Origin of the sequence: Acidisoma sp., assembly GCF_035492295.1 — a bacterium.
GTDB lineage: Bacteria > Pseudomonadota > Alphaproteobacteria > Acetobacterales > Acetobacteraceae > Acidisoma.
The window spans coordinates 1-18,151 of record NZ_DATJJK010000280.1 but is presented as its reverse complement, the minus strand read 5'-3'; the positions used below and the strand labels follow the sequence as shown (position 1 = coordinate 18,151).

Here is an 18,151-nt window from a genome sequence, read left to right as displayed (position 1 = left end):
TCATGCGCGACTATCCTGTCCAAACCGCCTCGACCGCCGCGCAAGCCGCGCGGCCTGTGCTGGAACAAGTCGAACAGGCCTTCGGCATGGTTCCCAACATTGCCGGTGCCATGGCCAATTCACCCGAATTGATCCAGGGCTTCTGGAGCCTGTTCCGGCAGGTTCATGCGGGCTCGTTCAGCGAGGCCGAGATTCAGACGTTGCTCCTCACCAACGCGGTGACGAACGCCAGCGGCTGGGCCGCGGCCTTTCACACCATGCTCGCGCTGAAGGAAGGGCTGGCACCCGATGATGTTCAGTCAATCCGCAGCGGGCGTCCGCCGGCGGATGCGCGCCTCGCCGCCCTGTCGGACTTTGCCCGCAAGCTCATCGAAACCCGCGGCCATATCAGCGAAGATGCACTCGACACTTTCCTCAACGCCGGCTTTTCGCGGGCACAGAGCCTGGAGGTTCTGGCCGTGACCGCCGCCTCGACAATCACTAACTATGCCGGCAGCATCACGCAGCCGCCGCTCGAGGATTTCCTGCGCCAGCATGCCTGGCAGGGATGAGGAGCCGACATCGTGCCCGGTGAGCAGCAAGGCAGCGCGCTCGGCGCTTTGCTGCGTCAATGGCGCGAGACGCGCGGCAAGAGCCAACTCGATCTCTCGCTCGATGCCGGCGTCTCGCAACGCCATGTGAGCTTCGTCGAAATCGGGCGCAGCCTGCCAAGCCGGCAGATGCTGCTCGATCTCGCGCAGGCGCTCGACATGCCGTTGCGTGACCGTAATTCCCTTCTCCTCGCCGGCGGCTACGCACCCGTCTACCCTGACGGCGACTGGAACGCACCGGAGATGGCGGCCATCACCCGTGCGCTCGAACGCATGCTGCGGCAGCACGAGCCCTTTCCCGCGCTCGTCATGGACCGCTACTGGAACGTGCTGATGACGAACCGCGCGGCGCCCCGCTTCTTCGGCCGCTTCACGGATCTTTCGGCGCGCCCGAACCCGCGCAACATGCTTGACCTGATCTTCGATCCACGCGGGATGCGGCCCTTCATAGCCAACTGGCCGGCTGTTGCCGAAAGCCTCATTCAACGGGTCACCCGCGAATCGGTCGGCCGCGTCCTGGATGACAAGACAAGGGAACTGCTCGCCCGCCTCCTGTCCTATCCCGATGTCGAACCGGGCTGGCAGTCGCCGGCGGGAATGGGCGAAGCGGCCGTCCTGCCGGTGATCCCGATGGATTTTGTGAAGGACGGAAAAGTCCTGCGCTATTTCTCGATGGTTTCAACCGTCGGCACGCCGCGGGCCGTCGCCGCACAGGAACTCCGCCTCGAGTGCATGTTTCCGGCCGATGACGAGACGGAGGGCTTTCACATGGAACTGCTCGGCAACAACCCCGGACCGGCGTGATGCGGCCCGGGGGGCTTCGTCGTTTCAGCCCTGGGCGTTGCGGGTTCCGGCCGGGAGCTTGACCACGAGTCCATCGAGAGTTTCGTCGATCACGATCTGGCAGCCCAGGCGCGAGGTCTCTTCGAGGCCGAAGGCGAGGTCGAGCATGTCCTCCTCGTCCTCCGAGGGCGCGTTCAGCTTGTCGAACCACTCGGGATCGATCACCACATGGCAGGTGGAGCAGGCGAGCGAGCCCTCGCAGGCGCCTTCCAGGTCGATGCCGTGCTTATGGGCCACTTCGAGCACGGAAAGGCCGAGGGGCGCATCCACCTCCCGCCTCGTTCCATCGCGCTCCACGAAGGTCATCTTCGGCATCACACTCGCTTCCTCTGGCCCGGACTGCATAGGGGGTTACGCTGCGGCGGCCCGGGCGGCCGCAGCAGCACGACGGGCAGCGGCCGCCAAACTCGCAGCTGCCGTCTCGATATCGGAGGCGGAGGTAAAACGTCCCAATCCGATGCGCAAGCTGCGCTGGGCCGCGTCCGCACTGAGGCCGAGCGCGGTCAGCACATGGCTTGGCCCCACGGCTCCATCAGGGCCGGAGGTACAGGCCGAACTGGAAGAGAGGCACAGGTCCGGCGCGGCGGCGAGAATCGCCGCCGCCGTTCCCTCTGGAAAAGTCAGGTTGAGATTGCCCGAAACCCGGCGGTCCGCATGGCCGTTGAGCTGGAGCGTCGGAATTTCGGCCCGCAGCAGCCCCAGCAGCCGGACCGCCTGGGCGCGCAGCCGCAGGCTCTCGACCGGCCCTTCGGCGCGGGCAAGACGGGCGGCCTCCCCGAACGCCACGATCAAGGGCACCGGGATCGTGCCGGACCGCAACCCCCGCTCCTGCCCGCCGCCGGCGACCAGCGGCGCGATGCGCATGCGCGGTCGCCTGCGGAGATAGAGGGCACCGATCCCCTTCGGTCCGTACATCTTGTGGGCCGATAGGGAGACCAGATCGGCCGGAATTTCCGAGACATTGAAGGGGATGCGCCCGGACGCCTGCGCGGCATCGACGTGGAAGGCCGCCCCCGCCGCCTTCACCATGCGGCCGAGACCCGCCAGATCCTGCACCACGCCGATTTCGTTGTTCACCGCCATGATCGAAACGAGAAGGGTCGGCCCCCTCATGGCCTCAGCGAGAATGGCAGGGTCAAGCAGCCCGTCTGCCTGTACCGGGAGCACGACTGGCTCGAACCCTTCGCTTTCAAGCGCGGCGACGGGGTCGAGCACGGCATGATGTTCGGTCGCGAGCGTGATCACCCGGCGCCGCTCATCACCCAGGCCCTTCGCGAAACGAGCGGCGCCGAGAATGGCGAGATTGTTCGATTCGGTGGCACCCGAGGTGAAGATGATCTCGGACGGGGCGGCGCCGATCAGCGCCGCGACCTCTGCCCGCGCGGCCTCCACCGCCTCCGCCGCCTCCCGCCCCATGGCATGTTCCACGCTGCCGGCATTGCCGAAGCGCTCGGTGAACCAGGGCAGCATCGCCTCCACAACCCGGGGGTCGCAGGGCGTCGTCGCGTGATGGTCGAGGTAAATCATGCCGCGCGGCGCCCCATCCGCTCCGCCATGCTGCGATAGGCTTCGGCGAAGACCGAGACGTGCTCGCCCGTCGCGTTCCAGGGCAGCGAGACCCGGATCGTCTCCCCGGCGCCGGCGCCGAGGCTCATCGCCTCCAGCACATGGCTGCGCGCGACCTTGCCGGAGGAGCAGGCCGAGCCGGCCGAGACCGCAAGTCCCGCCAGATCGAGCGCGATGACCTGGGCTTCGGCTCGGCAGCCCGGCAGCATCAGGCAGGTCGTGTTCGGCAGGCGTGCCGCGCCGCCGGCGATGACCACGGCCCCGCAGGCAACCGCCGCCCGCTCGATTGCATCGCGCAAGGGCGCGAGGCTGGCGGCGTCTTCGGCGGTGGCGGCGCGTGCCGCCGCCGCGAATCCGGCGATAGCGGGAAGAGCGTGCGTGCCGCCACGGCGCCCGCGCTCCTGCCCGCCGCCGAGCATCAGCGGCATAAGCCGGTCGGCCGCATCCCGCGTCAGCAACAGCGCGCCCGCGCCCGGTGGCCCGCCCAGCTTATGGCCGGACAGGCTGATCGCATCCGCGCCAATCTCGGCGAGGGAGGTCGGCAGGCGCCCCGCGCCCTGCACCGCGTCAACATGAAAGGCGACGCCCGCCGCGCGGCAGAGACGGGAGATCTCCGCCACCGGCTGAACCGTGCCAGTCTCGTTATTGGCCAGCATGACGGAGACCAGAGCCGCCCCTTCCGCCAACATGGCTTCCAGCGCCTCCAGCCGGACGACCCCCTGGGGGTCGACCGGTATGATATCGGCTTGCGGCCCCGCCGCCGCGATCACCGCCGGATGCTCGGTGGCACCCCGCAGCACCCGGCCGCCACCAGCGAGCCCATGGATCGCCAGCGCATCGGCCTCCGTGCCGCCCGCGGTAAAGACGAGATTGCGGGGAGCGCCGCCGAAGCGCGCGGCAATCGCCTCCCGCGCATCTTCCAGCAGGCGCCGCGCGGCGCGCCCCTCGCCATGGATGGACGACGGATTGCCGAGCGCATCCAGCGCCGCCAGCGTCGCGGCGCGCGCCTCGGGCCGCAGCGGCTCCGTCGCATTCGCGTCGAAGTAGAAGCGCCTCTGCATCAGTCCGCAGCCGTACGGCTCTCCCTGACGCGGGAGAGTTGCCCCACCCGGCCTTCCAGCTCAGCGAGTTCCGCCCGCAGGCTCTCGATATCCCGCAGCAGGGGATCGACCGACATTTCGGAACACGGCGTGCCATAGGCATCGAAACAGGGGTCCCGGCGCTGGCGGTCCAACGGATTGGCAGGCGCCGCGACCATGGTGACACCGGCCGGGACGGGCTTGATGACGAGGGCATTGGCGCCGATCCGCGCGCCGTCGCCCACCGTGATGGCACCGAGAATCTTGGCGCCCGCGCCGATGATGACGTTATTGCCGATGGTCGGATGCCGCTTGCCATGGCTGAGGCTGGTGCCGCCCAGCGTCACCTGGTGATAGAGTGTCACGTCGTCGCCGACCTCGGCTGTCTCGCCGATCACCAGTCCCATGCCATGATCGATGACCAGCCGGCGGCCAAGGCGCGCACCGGGATGGATTTCGATTCCGGTCAGAAACCGGCCGATATGGGCGATGAAACGGGCGGGGCCGGTCGCCCCCGCGCGCCAGAAGCGTTGGGCGATCCGGTGCCAGAGCACCGCATGCAGGCCGGGATAGCAGAAGAAGACCACGGCGGCAGACCGCGCCGCGGGGTCTCTTTCCTGATAGGCCTGGATGCTTTCACGCAGAAACATGAAGGCCATGCGACATTTCCATATGAAATCGGCAGCTTGCCGACCTATTATCATACCCGTCCTCGACAGAAGAAAGGCTTTGCCGGGGCGGCTGCTATCCCATCCTGCCTTCATCCGCTCCCCGCTGTCATGCCTCGGGCGGTGCTTGTTTTGCGTGCTGCTCCAGGCCGGGCCATCGCAAGTCAGCCTCTTCGGAGACTGTCGTAGCCATTGATTTGGTGCGGCATGCTGAGCTTTCGATCCCCTTGTCGTGATGCAGCGGAAGTCGAAAGTGGATGCAGTTCCGCCCCATGGCCGCTATCGAAGTGACAAGCCTCGGACGGTTGCCCGGTTCGCCGGGTGACCCAATCGCTATCGAAAATAGGTTTAGAGCGCCATGCCTGAAGTGATGTTCGCCGGCCCCGACGGTCGTTTGGAAGGCCGCTACCACCACAGCAAGGAGACGGGCGCGCCGCTCGCGCTCGTGCTGCACCCCCATCCCCTGCACGGGGGCACCATGAACAACCGTATTACCTACGGGATGTTCCAGGCTTTCCAGCGTCTCGGCTTCTCGGTGATGCGCTTCAACTTCCGCGGCGTCGGCCGCAGCCAGGGCCGTTATGACGGCGGGATTGGCGAAATCAGCGATGCGGCGGGTGCGCTCGACTGGATGCAGTCCGTCAACCCGAACTCCTCCGGTCTGTGGATCGCGGGCTATTCCTTCGGTGCCTTCGTCGGCATGCAGCTGCTCATGCGCCGTCCGGAGATTTCGGGTTGGATCAGCGTGGCCCCGCCCGCGACGCATTACGATTTCGGCTTCCTCGCGCCCTGCCCCACCGGCGGCCTGATGATCCACGGCGATGCCGACGAGATGGTCGCCGAGCCCGGCGTGCGCAAGCTGGTCGACAAGCTCAACACCCAGAAGGGCGTGTCCATCGACTATCGCGTCTATGAGGGTGCGGACCATGTGATGGCGAATTACGCCGACCGCATCGGCACCGATCTCGAGGAATATGTGCGCCAGACCATGGCGCGCAAGCAGATGGCGCTGGCCGCCGACTAACTCCCAAGCCGTCGGCTTGGCCAAAAAACCGGGTGCCCAGGCACCCGGTTTTTTTGTGCCCGAGCCCTGCCATGGGCTATGCCTCAGCCATGAAGATGATCGGGCTGATCGGCGGCATGAGCTGGGAAAGCTCCGCCGAATATTATCGCATCCTGAACCAGGGGGTGCGGGACCGGCAGGGACCCACCGCCTCCGCCCGCTGCCTGCTCTGGTCCTTCGACTTCTCGGAGATCGAGCGGCTGCAGCATGCGGGCGACTGGTCCGGGCTTGAACTGCGCATGGTGGATGCCGCGCGAAGGCTCGAAGCAGGGGGCGCCGGGATTCTGCTGATCTGCACCAATACCATGCATCGCATGGCCGATCAGGTTCAGGCCGCCGTTGCCATCCCGCTGCTGCATATCGCCGACCCGACAGCCAGGGCGATACGCGCGCGGGGATTTCGCCGCGTCGGCCTGCTCGGGACCGCCTTCACCATGGAACAGGATTTCTACAAGGGGCGGCTGAGAGACCGGCACGGCCTCGACGTCCTCATTCCAGAGGCCGAGGACCGGGCGACCGTCCACCGCATCATCTATGAGGAACTGGTGGCCGGCGTCGTGACCGGGGAATCGCGTGCCGCCTATCGTGCGGTCATCGCCCGGCTGGTGGCGCGCGGTGCGGAAGCCGTGATCCTCGGTTGCACGGAAATCATGCTGCTGGTGCGGCCGGAGGATAGTGCGGTGCCGCTGTTCGACACCACGGCGCTGCACGCCGAAGCGGCCGTCGCCGCAGCGCTCGCCGATCAAAGCGCATAGAGCGCCTCGCGTCCCCAGGCGCGGAGTTCGTCCACGCTGGTGAGACCCATGAGCGTCAGCGTCGCATCGAGTTCGGCCGCGATCAACCCGATCGCGCGCGCCACCCCGGCCTCCCCGCCGGCCGCCACCCCCCAGGCCTGCGGGCGGCCGAGGGAGACGGCCGAGGCCCCCAAGGCGAGCGCCGCCACGACATGCGCGCCGCGCCGGAAGCCGCCATCGACGATCACGTCGATCCGGCCGGCCACCGCATCGGCCACCGCCGGCAGCGCCTTGATGGTGGAGGCGGCATGGTCGAGCTGCCGCCCGCCATGATTGGAGACGACGATGCCGTCGGCCCCCGCCTCAATGGCGCGCTGCGCGTCCTCCGCCTCCATGATGCCTTTGATCACGAGTTTCCGGGGCCATCGGCGGCGCAGCCAGTCCACATCCGCCCAGGAAAGGGAGGGGTCGATCTGGCGCGAGAGATTCCCGGCCTGCTCCATCACGCCACGGCCGAAGCCCGCCGCACGGGCGTGCCCGACCTCGGGCATGCCGTCCGCAATCATCGCCCTGCACCAGGCCGGCCGGCTCAGCATGTTCAGCCATTGGCCGATGGTCGGGCGCGTCAGATTGCGGAAGCCGTTGCGCGCGTCCCGCTCCCGCGCCGGGGTGGTGGCGGTGTCGACGGTCAGGAACAACGCCTCCGCCCCCGCCGCCTCGGCGCGGGCGATCAGCGCCTCCGTCATTGTTCGGTCTCGCAGCACATAGAGCTGGGAATAGACCACCGTGTGGGGGGCAGAGTGCGCCACCTCGTCGATCGGGCAGATGGAGAAGGCCGAAACGCAGCAGGGGATACCGGCTGCGCCGGCGGCCTTTGCGGCCGCGACCTCGCCCTTCCGTGCCAGCATGCCGAGGAAGCCAAGCGGACCCAGCATGAGCGGCAAGGCATGACGCTGGCCGAGGAACTCCGTCGAGAGATCCCGCGCCGAAACATCGCGCAGGACATGCTGGCGCAGCCGGATCGCCGAGAAATCCGCCTCGTTGGCGGCGAGCGTCACCTCGGCATTGGCGCCGCCGTCCACGTAATCGAAGAAGATGCGGGGCAGGCGGCGGCGTGCGATGCGGCGCAGGTCGTCGATATTATGGGCAGTCTGCATGGGGCTTGGCTTTATGCGGATTTGCGGACCAACCGGCCGAGCCGCGCGATCATCCAGGAGCGGAAGAGGCTGATCACGGGATCGCCCAGATCTTCGGAATGGAAAGCAAGGTAATAGCCGTAGCCGTCCTCGGCCGTCACGTCATAGGGCGCGACAAGCCGCCCCGCCGCGATTTCGGAGGCGAACATGTCGATATCGGCGAGTACCACGCCCTGCCCGGCCATCGCATATTGCGCGGCGAGGGTAACGGTGTCGAAAGCCATGCCGCGGCGGATATCGAGCGCGAAGCCCTGGGCCCGGGCGAAATGCGTCCAATGCGTGCCGATCGGCTCGCCCTGCAGCTTCACATGCAGAAGCTCCTGCCCGGCCAGAAACTGCGACAAGTCGAGGCCGGCCGCCGCCGCCGCGATGCCCGGCGCGCAGACCGGAGCGACCCGCACCATCCAGAGCAGGTCGCGCACCGTGTCCCCCGCCTGCGGCCGGTCATAGACCACGGCCACATCCACCTCCGTCGGCGGCAGGCCGGTGCCGAGGCTGGTGGAGACATCAATCAGGATGTCAGGGAATTCGCGGCGGAAATCGCTCAGGATGGGCAGCGCCACCTGATGCAGGAAGGACGGTGGCATATGGAGCCGGAGGCGCCGCTGATGCCCCGCCTCCTCCTGCAAGATGTCGTTCATCACCTCTTCCAGCCGGTCGAAGGACTTCTTTACGACCGGCAGAAGGGCCGCACCGGCCGGGGTCAGCGCGAGGCCGGAGGGGCGACGCTCCAGGAGAGGCCGGCCGAGCAGATCCTCGAGCGAGGCCACATGGCGGCTGAGCGCGCTTTGCGTCACCTGGAGGCGCTGCGCACCGCCGGTGAAGCTGAGCTGGCGCCCGACCGCTTCGAAGGCACGAAGCGCATTGAGCGGCAGCCATCTACGGTCGATCACGGCCATCACATGTCATCCATCGTCGCGCGGCACCGGCGCAGATGCACCCAACCGGCCATATTGTCTAGGCAATTGCTCAAGGTCGGGGCAAGGGATGCCTGCCTCCGGACCGATCCCGTCGAGAATGGCGGAATATTCGTCATGCCGCCGTGCTGGCATCATCCTTGCTGGTTCTCCTGACCAAGAACGGCGCCCGGGCGTTTGAATCCGCGCCCTTGCAGGAGAGATCACCAAGACGAATTGACATGGGCGTATTTTCACGCCGTGATGCCATTCGCAAAGCGCATACCCCACCCCACGATTTGCCGCCGGCCGATCATTTCGCATTTCGTTCAGCCGAAGCCGCCGCCGCGGCCCACAGATGAGGATGCCATGTCCAAGCGCGATCAATTCATCTCCCGCATTCGCCGCAATCTTTCCGAGGTCGAAAATGACCTTATGGACAATGCGCTGGCGGGCCACATCGACCGGCGTGGTTTCCTCGCCCATGGCACCCGCCTCGGTCTCTCCTTGCCACTGCTCGGCGCCCTCGGCGGTGCCATGGGCATGGGCACGCCCCGCGCGGCGCGTGCCGCCGGCACCGTGGGCGGCACGCTGCGCATCGCGATGACGGTGCCGGCCGGCGCCATCGACCCCGTAACCATCGCCGATGACGGCGGCCTGATGGTGATGATGCAGACGGCCGAGTATCTCTGCGCGCTCAACCCCGATTTCACGCTGCGCCCCGTGCTCGCCACCAGCTGGTCCCCGAACCAGGACGGATCGGTCTGGACCTTTAAAATCCGCCAGGGCGTGAAGTTCTCGAACGGCGAGCCGCTGAATGCAGACGCGGTGGTCGCCAGTGTCGAGAGACTGGTCAACCCGAAGAATGCGTCCAACGCGCTGTCCGCCTTCAAGGGCGTGCTCTCCCCCGGCAGCTCCAAGAAGATCGATGACTATACGGTGGAATTCCATCTCGATGCCCCGAGCGGAAATTTCCCGTACACGATGTCGTCCGACAACTACAATCTCGTCATGCTGCCGGCGAACTATGCCGGCGACTTCGAGAAGACCTTCGTCGGGACCGGTCCTTTCAAACTCGAGAAATACATCCCGAAAGTCGGCTGCTCCTTCGTGCGCAACGACGATTACTGGGGGCCGAAGGCGTTTCTCGACCGCGTGGAATTCACCTTCTACACCGATATGCAGCCGCAGGTGCTGGCTCTTCAGGGCGGCCAGGTGGACATGCTGGCGCAGATGCCGGTGGCATCCGGCCGCGCCATCCTGCACAACCCGCAGTTCAACATCGTCCGCTGCAAGTCGAGCGCGCATAACCAGGTCCACATGCAGTGCGATGCCGGCCCCTTCAAGGATAAGCGGGTGCGACAGGCGCTCGCGCTCTCGCTCAACCGCAAGGCGATCATCAAGGGCCTCTATCAAGGCTATGCCGATATCGGTAACGACAGCCCCTTCTGCGCGGCCTTCCCCTCGACCGACACCGCCGTGCCGCAGCGCGATCAGGATTTGAAGAAGGCGCGGGCCCTGCTGGAACAGGCCGGCGTCGGCCACGGCTTCTCCGTGACGCTCACGACCGAGCAGTTCCTGGAAATTCCGGATTACGCCGTGCTGATCCAGAGCTTTGCCAAGAAGATCGGCATCGACATCAAGCTTCATATCGAAAGCCAGGATGCCTATTATGGCAAGGCCGTGCCCGGCCAGTCCGACTGGCTGGACAGCCCGCTCGGCATTACCGACTACGGCAATCGCGGCGTGCCGAATGTCTTCCTCAATGCGCCGCTGACCAGCAGCGGCACCTGGAACGCCGCGCGCTTCAAGAACCCGACCTATGACGGGCTGGTGACGGATTACGTGAAGGCGCTGGATCTCAGCGCGCAGAAGGCCGTTTCGGGCAAGATCGAAACCCTGCTGCTCGACGAGACGCCGATCATCTTCGGCTATTTCTACAACTATCTTTATGCGACCTCGAAGGCGGTCTCGGGCGTGCTGCCGGTAGGCGACCGGCCCTTCCTGCAGACGGTGAGCATCGCGCAGAGCTGAGGCGGAGCAGAGGGAGACGACCGACGCAATGGGATTCTATCGAGCCCTCCTCTATCGGCTGGCGCTTGCGGTCGTCACCCTCTTCCTGCTCAGCATCATCGTGTTCGCGGGCTGCCAGGTGCTGCCCGGCGACGTCGGCCGCGCCATCCTCGGCCCCTTCGCCGATGCCCGCGCGGTGGCCCAGTTGAACCATCAACTGGGTATCGACCGGCCGCTGCTGGTGCAGTACTGGAGCTGGATCACCGGCATGGTCCAGGGCAACATGGGCCTGTCCTATACCTACCGCGCGCCGGTCGCGCCCTTCATCGGCCATGCCCTGCTCAACTCCCTCAAACTCGCCGCCATCGCCTTCATCCTCGTCGTGCCGGCGGGAATTTTCGGCGGCATCGTCGCGGCACTTCGCGCGGGAAGCTGGGTCGACCGCAGCATCGTCATCGCCGGGCTGTCCGCCACCGTAGTGCCCGAATTCGTCTCCGGCATCGTGCTCATCATGGTCTTTTCGATCTGGCTGCATGTCTTTCCGCTGACGGGAACCGCACCGCGGCATGCCGGCGTCCTTGAGCAGATCTACTATCTGCTGATGCCGGCACTCCCGCTTTTCATGATCCTCTTCGGCTATATCGCGCGCATGGCCCGCGCGGGCATGATCGAGGCGCTCACCTCGGATTACACCCGCACGGCGGTGCTCAAGGGTCTCTCGCGCCGCCAGGTGATCGGGCGCCACGTGCTGCGCAATGCGCTGCTGCCAACCATCACTGTCATCGCGACCCAGTGCGGCTATCTCATCGGCGGACTGGTGGTGGTGGAAACGCTGTTCAACTACCACGGCATCGGCAGCCTGATCTTCGCCGCCGCCAAGGCCAAGGATTTCCCGATGCTGGCGGCCGGCATTCTGGTTATCGGCACGGTCTATGTCGGCGCCAATCTGATCGCTGATCTGCTCTATTCCGCCCTCAACCCGCGCATCTCCTTCGGGGGTCGGCGATGACCGGCGAGACGATGACCGCCACGGCTGCCGCGGAAGCCGCAATGGACACGCCGGCGCGCATCCGGCGCGAGCGCGTCCGCCTGCTTCTGCGCAACTTGCCCTTTCTCGTCGGCAGCCTCCTGCTGATTTTCTGGATCGTGATGGCAATCGCCGGGCCCTGGATCGTGCCCTATGGCGCGGACGACACCGATCTCTTGAACACGCTGACGCCACCCTCGCCGGACCATTGGTTCGGCACCGACCAGTTCGGGCGAGACGTATTTTCGCGCGTCATCATGGGCTCGCGGGACATTCTGATCGTGGCCCCGCTCGCGACGCTGCTCGGCACCGTCGTCGGCACCGTGCTCGGCCTTGTCACCGGCTATGCGAAGGGGCTGACCGATGATGTGGTGAGCCGCATCGTGGACGCTTTTCTGGCACTGCCGCTGCTCATTCTCGCCATGCTGGTCATCACGGCTCTTGGCATTTCCAACACCACCGTGATCATCGTCATCGGCCTCTCCTTCGGCCTCATCGTCGGCCGCACGGTGCGCGCCGCGGTGCTCGGCGAACGTGACCTGGACTACGTGGCCGCCGCCCATCTCAGGGGCGAGAAGCCGATCTACATCCTGTTTGTGGAGATCCTGCCCAACGTGATGCCGCCGATCATGGTGGAGACGACGGTGCGCCTCGGCTACGCCATCTTCACCGTCGCATCGCTCAGTTTCCTCGGCCTCGGCATCCAACCGCCCTCCCCCGACTGGGGCCTGTCGATTTCACAGAATTACGGTCTGATCGGCGGCGGATACTGGTGGACCGTGCTGTTCTACGCGCTGTCCATCGGCAGCCTCGTCGTCGGCGTCAATCTCGCGGCCGAAGGGGCGCAGGCGGTGCTGGATGCCTGAGGGACCCATGCCCATGCAGGACGGAGCCGAGGCCGCACTCAGCGTACGCGATCTCGACATCGCCTATCGCGTGCGCGGCCGCGACCGGCAGGTCATCCGCGGCCTCTCCTTCACCATCGGACGAGGCGAGACCTTCGGCCTCGTCGGCGAATCCGGTTGCGGCAAATCGACGGTCGCCCTTGCGGTCGCCCGTTACCTGCCGGGCAACGGACGGGTGCGGCAGGGTTCCATCGAAATTGCGGGCGCGGATGCACTCACCATGCAGGGCGAGGCGCTGCGCCGCTTCCGCGCCCGCAACCTCTCCATGGTCTACCAGGATCCTGGCCGTGCCCTGAACCCGTCCATCCGCATCGGCCAGCAGGTCGCGGAGGTTTTCGAAGTGGCCGGCGTGCCGGCTGCCGAACGGATGGACCGCGCGCGCGCCATCCTGGAGCGTGTGCGCATCGTCGATGCCGGGCGGGTGATGACGCGCTACCCGCACCAGCTTTCGGGCGGCATGCTGCAGCGTGTTGTCATCGCCATGGCCCTGGCGGTCGACCCGACGCTCCTCATTCTCGATGAACCAACAACCGCGCTGGACGCGACGGTCGAGGCGGAAGTCCTCGATCTCATCGAAAGCCTGAGGGCGGAGATGGGCAGTTCGGTGCTGTTCATCGGCCACAACCTCGCTGTCATCCGCCGCATGTGCGCGCGGGTTGGCGTGCTCTATGCCGGAACGCTGGTCGAGGAGGGACCGACGCGGGAGATTTTCGCCAATCCCCGTCATCCCTACACGGTCGGGCTGCTGCGCTGCCTGCCGCAGCCGGGACTGTCCAAGCACGACACGCGGCTCGACACCATTCCAGGCTTTCTGCCGACCAGCCTCGCCGGGATCGAAGGCTGCGTCTTCGCGCCGCGCTGCGGCCTGGCACAGGACATCTGCCGGACGCAGGAGCCGCCGCTGATCCCGGTCGCCCCGGGCCGCGTCAGCCGCTGCCATTTTCACGAACAGGCGCCCGACCTGCCACGCGCAACGCTCGCCACCCCGCCGGCGCAAACCAAAAAGCTGGCGGCGATCCGCCCGGTGATTCGCGCCGCCGGGATCAGCAAGACCTTCGGCTCCCACCTGCCCGTCTATGCCCTGCGCGACGTTTCGGTCGAGATCTGGCCAGGCGAGACGCTCGGCCTCGTGGGCGAATCGGGCTCCGGCAAAACGACGCTCGCCAAGCTGATCATGGGCCTGACCCCGCCGGACGCAGGCGGCATCATCGAGCTTTCGGGCGAACCTCTCGCCGGGAGCGCAACCCGCCGGCAACCGGCCGAATTCGAAGCGCTGCAGATCGTCTTTCAGAATCCGGATGCGGCGCTTAACCGCAGCCAGACCATCCGCCGCATCATCTCGCGGCCGATGCGCAAGCTCGGCCGCTATCGCGGCGTGACGCTCAGCGACCGGCTGCGCGGGCTGATGAGCCATATTCGCCTTGCCGAGCGCTACCTCCCAATGCGGCCGCGCCAGCTTTCCGGTGGCCTCAAGCAGCGCGTGGCCATTGCACGCGCCTTCGCCGGCGATCCGCGCATCGTTGTCTGCGACGAGCCAACCTCGGCGCTGGATGTCTCGGTCCAGGCCGCGATCCTCAACCTGCTCGCCGATCTGCAGGCCGAGCAGGGCGTGAGTTATCTTTTCGTCAGTCACGACCTGCGTGTCGTGCGCTACATCTCGGACCGCATCGCCGTGCTCTATCTCGGCCGGCTGATGGAGATCGGGCCCGCGGCGGAGGTCTTCAACGGCCCGCACCATCCCTATACGGAAAGCCTGCTCGCAGCCTCGGCCGAGGAGGACGCCGGCAGTGCGCTTCGTCTCTCGGGCGAGATCCCGAGCGCCATGCGGCCGCCTTCCGGTTGCGTCTTTCATACGCGCTGCCCGCGCAAGATCGGCGAGATCTGCGAGACGACCGAGCCGGAGTTGATCCAGCGCCGGGGCGACCATGCCATCCGCTGCCATCTGACGCGGGACGAGATGGGCCGGGTGGCGACGACCATCGAGGCGTGACAGGCGCGGGCCAATGGTCCTTGATAGACCGGGCCGTGGGACCGGGCCTTTGCCGCCGCGATGGAGCCGAGGACCTCGCCCGTCCCGGGCCTTTCACTTCGCCGGCTTGGGATAATCCATCGTCTCGACCGCCATAGAGAGCGCCTGGAAAGGCTCGACCGAAACATGGCTTGTGCCGAGGAAGGGGTTGTCGAGCAGCACGATCACCATGAGCACGAGGCCGATGGAGGCGCCGAGCATGCCGACCATAACGGCATGCATCCGCAGCCTTGGCGCGCCGAAAAGGCAGCTGAAGCTCACCAGCAGCACAGCACCCACGACGAGATTCCACCAGACCACGGCCGGCAGCCCCTCCTCGGCGGCATGAAAGCGGCCGCGCCGCACGTCATACAGCTTCCGCAGGCTCTGCAGCATCTCCGTCTGCGCCGCGACCGCCGATGAGGTCTGCGGCTGATAGGCGACGAGCTTGAGATGGAAATCGTCGAGGACGCGCCAACCTTTGAGATGAGGCGGCATCGCCGCTTCCATGCGCGGCCATTCCTTCTGCACCACCGTCTCGGCGTAATCGAACAGGTCCTGGCGCAGCTGCACGGCGAGTTCGGGCGGCAGGCTGATCGTATCCCGATAGAGATCGTCGACCATATTGGCCTCGGTCTGCACCAGATCGCCGGCGGCGGTATAGCTTTCCCAGACGGCCACGGCGATGAAGGCGAGCAGCACGGCATAGATCACGCCGATGATGGCGAGGACGAAGCCGGCGAGATCATTGTGCTGGCTGCGCAGGCCGTGCGGAATGACCCGGTGGGCGAGAAGCAGGGCGGCAATGGAAAGCGCCGCCGAGCCGAAGACGGCGATCAGGACCGCGAGGGTGGTGGGCAGCAGGCAGAGCCAGTGGGTGAGCCCGTTCAGCACGCGTCTGTTCTCCGTGAAACGGCTAGGGGATTGAACCGGCGCGATGCCGATCGTGCAAGATACGCAGGCGAAAGGGACTGCGTTACCTTGACCGCAGGGTGCTCACGGTCCTTCATGGATGCACCGCGCCACAAGAAGCCTGCAACGCCGCCATGACGCTGCTTCCGCTGCCCGCCGCCGCCGCCGCGGGCTTCTTCAATACCTTCCTGCTCGCTTTCTCGGCGCTGTTCGCGATCGTCAACCCGATCGTCAATGCGATGATCTTCGCCCAGATCACGGCCGACCGGCCGCATGCCGAGCGGCTGCCCCTCGCCCGGCGCGTCGGCTTCTATTCCTTTCTGCTGCTGCTCTTCGCGCTCTGGGTCAGTTCCTATGTGCTGAATTTCTTTGGCATTTCGCTCGGCGCGCTGCAGGTAGCGGGCGGATTGATCATCGCGGTCGGCGCCTGGCGGCTGCTGCACGCGCCCGAGCAACGCGAGGCCCTCAAGGAGAGTCAGGCCCGGTACGACGGCCGTACCGTCGCCGCCCGCCGCGTGGCGGACATCGCTTTTTTCCCGATGAGCATCCCCTTTTCCGTGGGTCCCGGCGCCATTTCGGTCAGCATCACGCTGAGTGCCGAGCGGCCCCCTACGGGCGCGCTGCCCTATCTTCTTACGCTGTCGGTCGCGGCCCTCGCCATGGCCGTCACCATCTGGGTGCTGTTCAGCTTCGCCGATCGCGTCGGCACTGTCATCGGCCGCACCGGTGCCCGCGCCATCACCCGCCTCTTCGCCCTCCTCCTGCTCTGCATCGGCGTGCAGATCGTGGCCTCGGGCGCCGAAACGCTGCTGCTGCCGGTGATCCAGGCGGCGCGGGGCTGAGGCGCGGGCGCGATGCAGATCCTCTCCAGCCTCGGCAATCTCGGGAGTTTTCCGAAAGGGCTGTTGCTCGGCTTTCCGGCGCTGTTCTCGATTATCGATCCGATCGGCAATTCCGTCATCTTCAGCCAGATGACGAGCGATCGCACCCGAACCGAGCGGCGCGCCATCGCCGGCCTTGTCGGCCTTTATGCATTGATCCTGCTGCTCGCGGCGCTCTGGGCGGGCTCGCCCATCCTGCATTTCTTCGGCGTCACGCTGTCCGCCCTGAAGGTCGGCGGCGGCACCGTGGTCGCCGCCGCCGGTTGGCGTCTGCTGTTCCAGGATGAGCAGGTCGAGAGCCACACGAGTGAGGCCCAGGAGGCCGCGGCTGAACAGACGGCTGGGGAATCCGCCGGCATTTCCGATTTCGCCTTCTTCCCCGTCACCATGCCGCTGGTCGTGGGGCCGGGCGCCATCTCGGTCGCGATCACCCTCGGCGCCACGCAGCGCGGCAACGGCATGGACCTGCCCTATCTGCTCGGCGTTTCGCTCGCCGCCGCCGCAAGTTGCGCCATCATCGTGGTCCTCTTCCGTTATGCGGACCTCATTGGCCGCGCGCTCGGCCCGTCAGGATCGCGCGCGGTGAAGCGGATCGTCGCTCTGCTGCTGCTCTCGATCGGCGTGCAGATCGTCTCCGTCGGCCTGCAGGACATGCTGGTGTCCTTCGTGCATGCGGCAAGCCACGTGGCGGCAGCAGCGGGTTAGCGGAGCAGCACGCCGCGTTCGCAGGGTTTCAACGGCGCGGCGTTCCGTCAGCTGCGAGGAGCTTCAACCGGCCCATCAGGGACCGCGCATCCGCCGGCGCCCGCACCTTGAGGTCGTTGTCGAAATAGACATAGACGTCCCGCGGCACGCGGGCGCCGCGCGGGCCGACACGCTCGGCATCACCCGGCTCCCGCCCGCTGGCCCAGGCCCGGCAGCGCCGCGCCCAGTCGTCGAGTGCCGCGTCGTTATAGCCACTGGCGTAAAGCTCCTCCGAGCCATGCAGCCGGCAGTACATGAAGTCCGCCGTCGCATCCATCAGCCGCGGCCAGCTCACGGTATCGGCGCAGACCAGCGCGACACCCCGCGCGCGGAGCATGTCCACGAAACGGATGTCCCGAAAACTCTCGTGCCGGATCTCGATCGCATGGCGCAGCGGGCGGCAGGCATCGGTCTCGAGCACGGCGCGCCCCTTCAGGCGATCATCGTGCCGGCGGGCAAGACGCGCCGCTTCCTCCGTGTCCTGCGGCAGCAGGTCGAGAAAACGCGCCATGCCCTCGGCATCGAAGCGAAAACTCGGCGGCAGCTGCCAGAGGATGGGGCCGAGCTTGGGCCCGAGCGACAACAGCCCGCCTGCGAGGAAATTGGCGAGCGGCGTCTCCACCTCGCGCAGCCTCCGGATATGGGTAAGGAAGCGCGGCGCCTTGACCGAGAAGACGAAATCTTCCGGCACCGCGGCGCCCCAGGCGGCGAAGTTCTGTGGCTTCTGCTGGCCGTAGAAGGTGCCGTTGATCTCGATCGAGGTGACCTGCCGCGCGGCGTAGGAGAGCTCATCCTTCCGCCGCAGCCCCTTCGGATAGAACACGCCGCGCCAGGGCGCATAGGTCCAGCCTGAAATACCGATACGGATGCGGCCCCCCGCCTGCGCCATGCGCCTGCCCCTTCCTTCCCGTTTCCCGTTGCCCGAGGGCTCTTGCGCCGCTCTCTCCGCCAGATGAGAAGAGGCAGGACGTTGAGGAAGGGCCTGACCGTGAAACTCTCGAAGACTCAGATCGCGATCCCGTCCGC

18 protein-coding genes are annotated in these 18,151 nt (G+C 66.6%); 10 read left to right on the top strand and 8 right to left on the bottom strand.

Annotated features, from left to right (window positions below):
- The coding region (locus VL752_RS21230; protein ID WP_325358485.1) for a carboxymuconolactone decarboxylase family protein at positions 1 to 551 on the top strand (551 nt) is incomplete at its 5' end.
- Between the two features lie 12 nt (positions 552 to 563).
- Positions 564 to 1,394, top strand: a complete 831-nt coding sequence (locus VL752_RS21225) for a helix-turn-helix domain-containing protein (RefSeq protein ID WP_325358483.1) — start codon at positions 564 to 566, stop codon at positions 1,392 to 1,394.
- 24 nt (positions 1,395 to 1,418) lie between these two features.
- Here the strand turns inward: VL752_RS21225 and VL752_RS21220 are convergent, their stop codons facing one another.
- The 4 genes from VL752_RS21220 to cysE are packed head-to-tail and all read right to left on the bottom strand — an operon-like array spanning position 1,419 to position 4,737.
- On the bottom strand, positions 1,419 to 1,748 hold the full coding sequence (locus tag VL752_RS21220) for a ferredoxin family 2Fe-2S iron-sulfur cluster binding protein (RefSeq protein ID WP_325358481.1): 330 nt from the start codon (positions 1,746 to 1,748) through the stop codon (positions 1,419 to 1,421).
- Between the two features lie 36 nt (positions 1,749 to 1,784).
- A complete protein-coding gene (locus VL752_RS21215) occupies positions 1,785 to 2,960 on the bottom strand; it encodes a cysteine desulfurase family protein (protein ID WP_325358479.1) in 1,176 nt (391 codons plus the stop codon).
- The gene (locus VL752_RS21210) at positions 2,957 to 4,060 is read right to left on the bottom strand and encodes a cysteine desulfurase family protein (protein ID WP_325358477.1); all 1,104 of its coding nucleotides are present in this window, start codon (positions 4,058 to 4,060) and stop codon (positions 2,957 to 2,959) included. Before VL752_RS21210 ends, VL752_RS21215 begins: the two co-directional genes overlap by 4 nt.
- Positions 4,060 to 4,737 carry a serine O-acetyltransferase gene (gene cysE, locus VL752_RS21205; RefSeq protein ID WP_325358475.1) on the bottom strand — a complete coding sequence of 226 codons (678 nt, stop codon included), beginning with the start codon at positions 4,735 to 4,737 and terminating at the stop codon, positions 4,060 to 4,062. The genes VL752_RS21210 and cysE overlap by 1 nt, the downstream gene beginning before the upstream one ends.
- A 367-nt stretch (positions 4,738 to 5,104) precedes the next feature.
- On the opposite strand from cysE, the gene VL752_RS21200 reads away from it, so the two are divergent.
- Both VL752_RS21200 and VL752_RS21195 read left to right on the top strand, forming a co-directional pair.
- Positions 5,105 to 5,770 (top strand): alpha/beta hydrolase, encoded by a 666-nt coding sequence (locus VL752_RS21200; protein WP_325358473.1) that lies wholly within the window; start codon positions 5,105 to 5,107, stop codon positions 5,768 to 5,770.
- Between the two features lie 71 nt (positions 5,771 to 5,841).
- A complete protein-coding gene (locus VL752_RS21195) occupies positions 5,842 to 6,564 on the top strand; it encodes an aspartate/glutamate racemase family protein (protein ID WP_325358471.1) in 723 nt (240 codons plus the stop codon).
- Here VL752_RS21195 and VL752_RS21190 read toward each other — a convergent pair.
- A complete protein-coding gene (locus tag VL752_RS21190; protein WP_325358469.1) occupies positions 6,552 to 7,700 on the bottom strand; it encodes an alpha-hydroxy acid oxidase in 1,149 nt (382 codons plus the stop codon). The two genes, VL752_RS21195 and VL752_RS21190, sit on opposite strands and share 13 nt — an antisense overlap.
- 11 nt (positions 7,701 to 7,711) lie before the next feature.
- The gene (locus VL752_RS21185) at positions 7,712 to 8,638 is read right to left on the bottom strand and encodes a LysR substrate-binding domain-containing protein (RefSeq protein WP_325358467.1); all 927 of its coding nucleotides are present in this window, start codon (positions 8,636 to 8,638) and stop codon (positions 7,712 to 7,714) included.
- Positions 8,639 to 9,004: 366 nt separating this feature from the next.
- Between VL752_RS21185 and VL752_RS21180 the strand changes: the two genes are divergently transcribed.
- From VL752_RS21180 to VL752_RS21165, 4 genes are read left to right on the top strand one after another with little or no spacing between them, the layout of a single operon-like run.
- Complete coding sequence (locus tag VL752_RS21180) at positions 9,005 to 10,669, top strand: ABC transporter substrate-binding protein (RefSeq protein WP_325358465.1); 1,665 nt, start codon at positions 9,005 to 9,007, stop codon at positions 10,667 to 10,669.
- Between the two features lie 28 nt (positions 10,670 to 10,697).
- Positions 10,698 to 11,657, top strand: a complete 960-nt coding sequence (locus VL752_RS21175) for an ABC transporter permease (RefSeq protein ID WP_325358463.1) — start codon at positions 10,698 to 10,700, stop codon at positions 11,655 to 11,657.
- Positions 11,654 to 12,541, top strand: a complete 888-nt coding sequence (locus VL752_RS21170; RefSeq protein WP_325358461.1) for an ABC transporter permease — start codon at positions 11,654 to 11,656, stop codon at positions 12,539 to 12,541. The genes VL752_RS21175 and VL752_RS21170 overlap by 4 nt, the downstream gene beginning before the upstream one ends.
- Complete coding sequence (locus VL752_RS21165) at positions 12,534 to 14,570, top strand: ABC transporter ATP-binding protein (RefSeq protein ID WP_325358459.1); 2,037 nt, start codon at positions 12,534 to 12,536, stop codon at positions 14,568 to 14,570. Before VL752_RS21170 ends, VL752_RS21165 begins: the two co-directional genes overlap by 8 nt.
- 93 nt (positions 14,571 to 14,663) lie before the next feature.
- Here VL752_RS21165 and VL752_RS21160 read toward each other — a convergent pair whose 3' ends face one another.
- Entirely contained in the window at positions 14,664 to 15,482 is an 819-nt protein-coding gene (locus VL752_RS21160) for a hypothetical protein (RefSeq protein ID WP_325358457.1), read from the bottom strand.
- A 152-nt stretch (positions 15,483 to 15,634) separates the two neighbouring features.
- Here VL752_RS21160 and VL752_RS21155 point away from each other — a divergent pair, with 152 nt between their 5' ends.
- On the top strand, positions 15,635 to 16,342 hold the full coding sequence (locus VL752_RS21155) for a MarC family protein (RefSeq protein WP_325358455.1): 708 nt from the start codon (positions 15,635 to 15,637) through the stop codon (positions 16,340 to 16,342).
- Between the two features lie 12 nt (positions 16,343 to 16,354).
- Positions 16,355 to 17,086: a MarC family protein gene (locus VL752_RS21150; RefSeq protein ID WP_325358453.1), complete on the top strand. Its 732-nt coding sequence runs from the start codon at positions 16,355 to 16,357 to the stop codon at positions 17,084 to 17,086.
- Positions 17,087 to 17,114: 28 nt separating this feature from the next.
- Here the strand turns inward: VL752_RS21150 and VL752_RS21145 are convergent, their stop codons facing one another.
- Positions 17,115 to 18,014, bottom strand: coding sequence for a DUF72 domain-containing protein (locus VL752_RS21145; RefSeq protein ID WP_325358451.1), 900 nt, complete (start codon positions 18,012 to 18,014; stop codon positions 17,115 to 17,117).
- Positions 18,015 to 18,151: the final 137 nt, after the last annotated feature.

Bases quoted from the DNA above. Each gene is read 5' to 3' on its own strand.
- VL752_RS21185 (WP_325358467.1), bottom strand. From the start codon at position 8,638: ATGGCCGTGATCGACCGTAGATGGCTGCCGCTCAATGCGCTTCGTGCC.
- VL752_RS21210 (WP_325358477.1), bottom strand. From the start codon at position 4,060: ATGCAGAGGCGCTTCTACTTCGACGCGAATGCGACGGAGCCGCTGCGG.
- VL752_RS21220 (WP_325358481.1), bottom strand. From the start codon at position 1,748: ATGCCGAAGATGACCTTCGTGGAGCGCGATGGAACGAGGCGGGAGGTG.
- VL752_RS21195 (WP_325358471.1), top strand. From the start codon at position 5,842: ATGGGCTATGCCTCAGCCATGAAGATGATCGGGCTGATCGGCGGCATG.
- cysE (WP_325358475.1), bottom strand. From the start codon at position 4,737: ATGGCCTTCATGTTTCTGCGTGAAAGCATCCAGGCCTATCAGGAAAGA.
- VL752_RS21180 (WP_325358465.1), top strand. From the start codon at position 9,005: ATGTCCAAGCGCGATCAATTCATCTCCCGCATTCGCCGCAATCTTTCC.
- VL752_RS21175 (WP_325358463.1), top strand. From the start codon at position 10,698: ATGGGATTCTATCGAGCCCTCCTCTATCGGCTGGCGCTTGCGGTCGTC.
- VL752_RS21170 (WP_325358461.1), top strand. From the start codon at position 11,654: ATGACCGGCGAGACGATGACCGCCACGGCTGCCGCGGAAGCCGCAATG.
- VL752_RS21190 (WP_325358469.1), bottom strand. From the start codon at position 7,700: ATGCAGACTGCCCATAATATCGACGACCTGCGCCGCATCGCACGCCGC.
- VL752_RS21150 (WP_325358453.1), top strand. From the start codon at position 16,355: ATGCAGATCCTCTCCAGCCTCGGCAATCTCGGGAGTTTTCCGAAAGGG.
- VL752_RS21155 (WP_325358455.1), top strand. From the start codon at position 15,635: ATGACGCTGCTTCCGCTGCCCGCCGCCGCCGCCGCGGGCTTCTTCAAT.
- VL752_RS21215 (WP_325358479.1), bottom strand. From the start codon at position 2,960: ATGATTTACCTCGACCATCACGCGACGACGCCCTGCGACCCCCGGGTT.
- VL752_RS21165 (WP_325358459.1), top strand. From the start codon at position 12,534: ATGCCTGAGGGACCCATGCCCATGCAGGACGGAGCCGAGGCCGCACTC.
- VL752_RS21200 (WP_325358473.1), top strand. From the start codon at position 5,105: ATGCCTGAAGTGATGTTCGCCGGCCCCGACGGTCGTTTGGAAGGCCGC.
- VL752_RS21145 (WP_325358451.1), bottom strand. From the start codon at position 18,014: ATGGCGCAGGCGGGGGGCCGCATCCGTATCGGTATTTCAGGCTGGACC.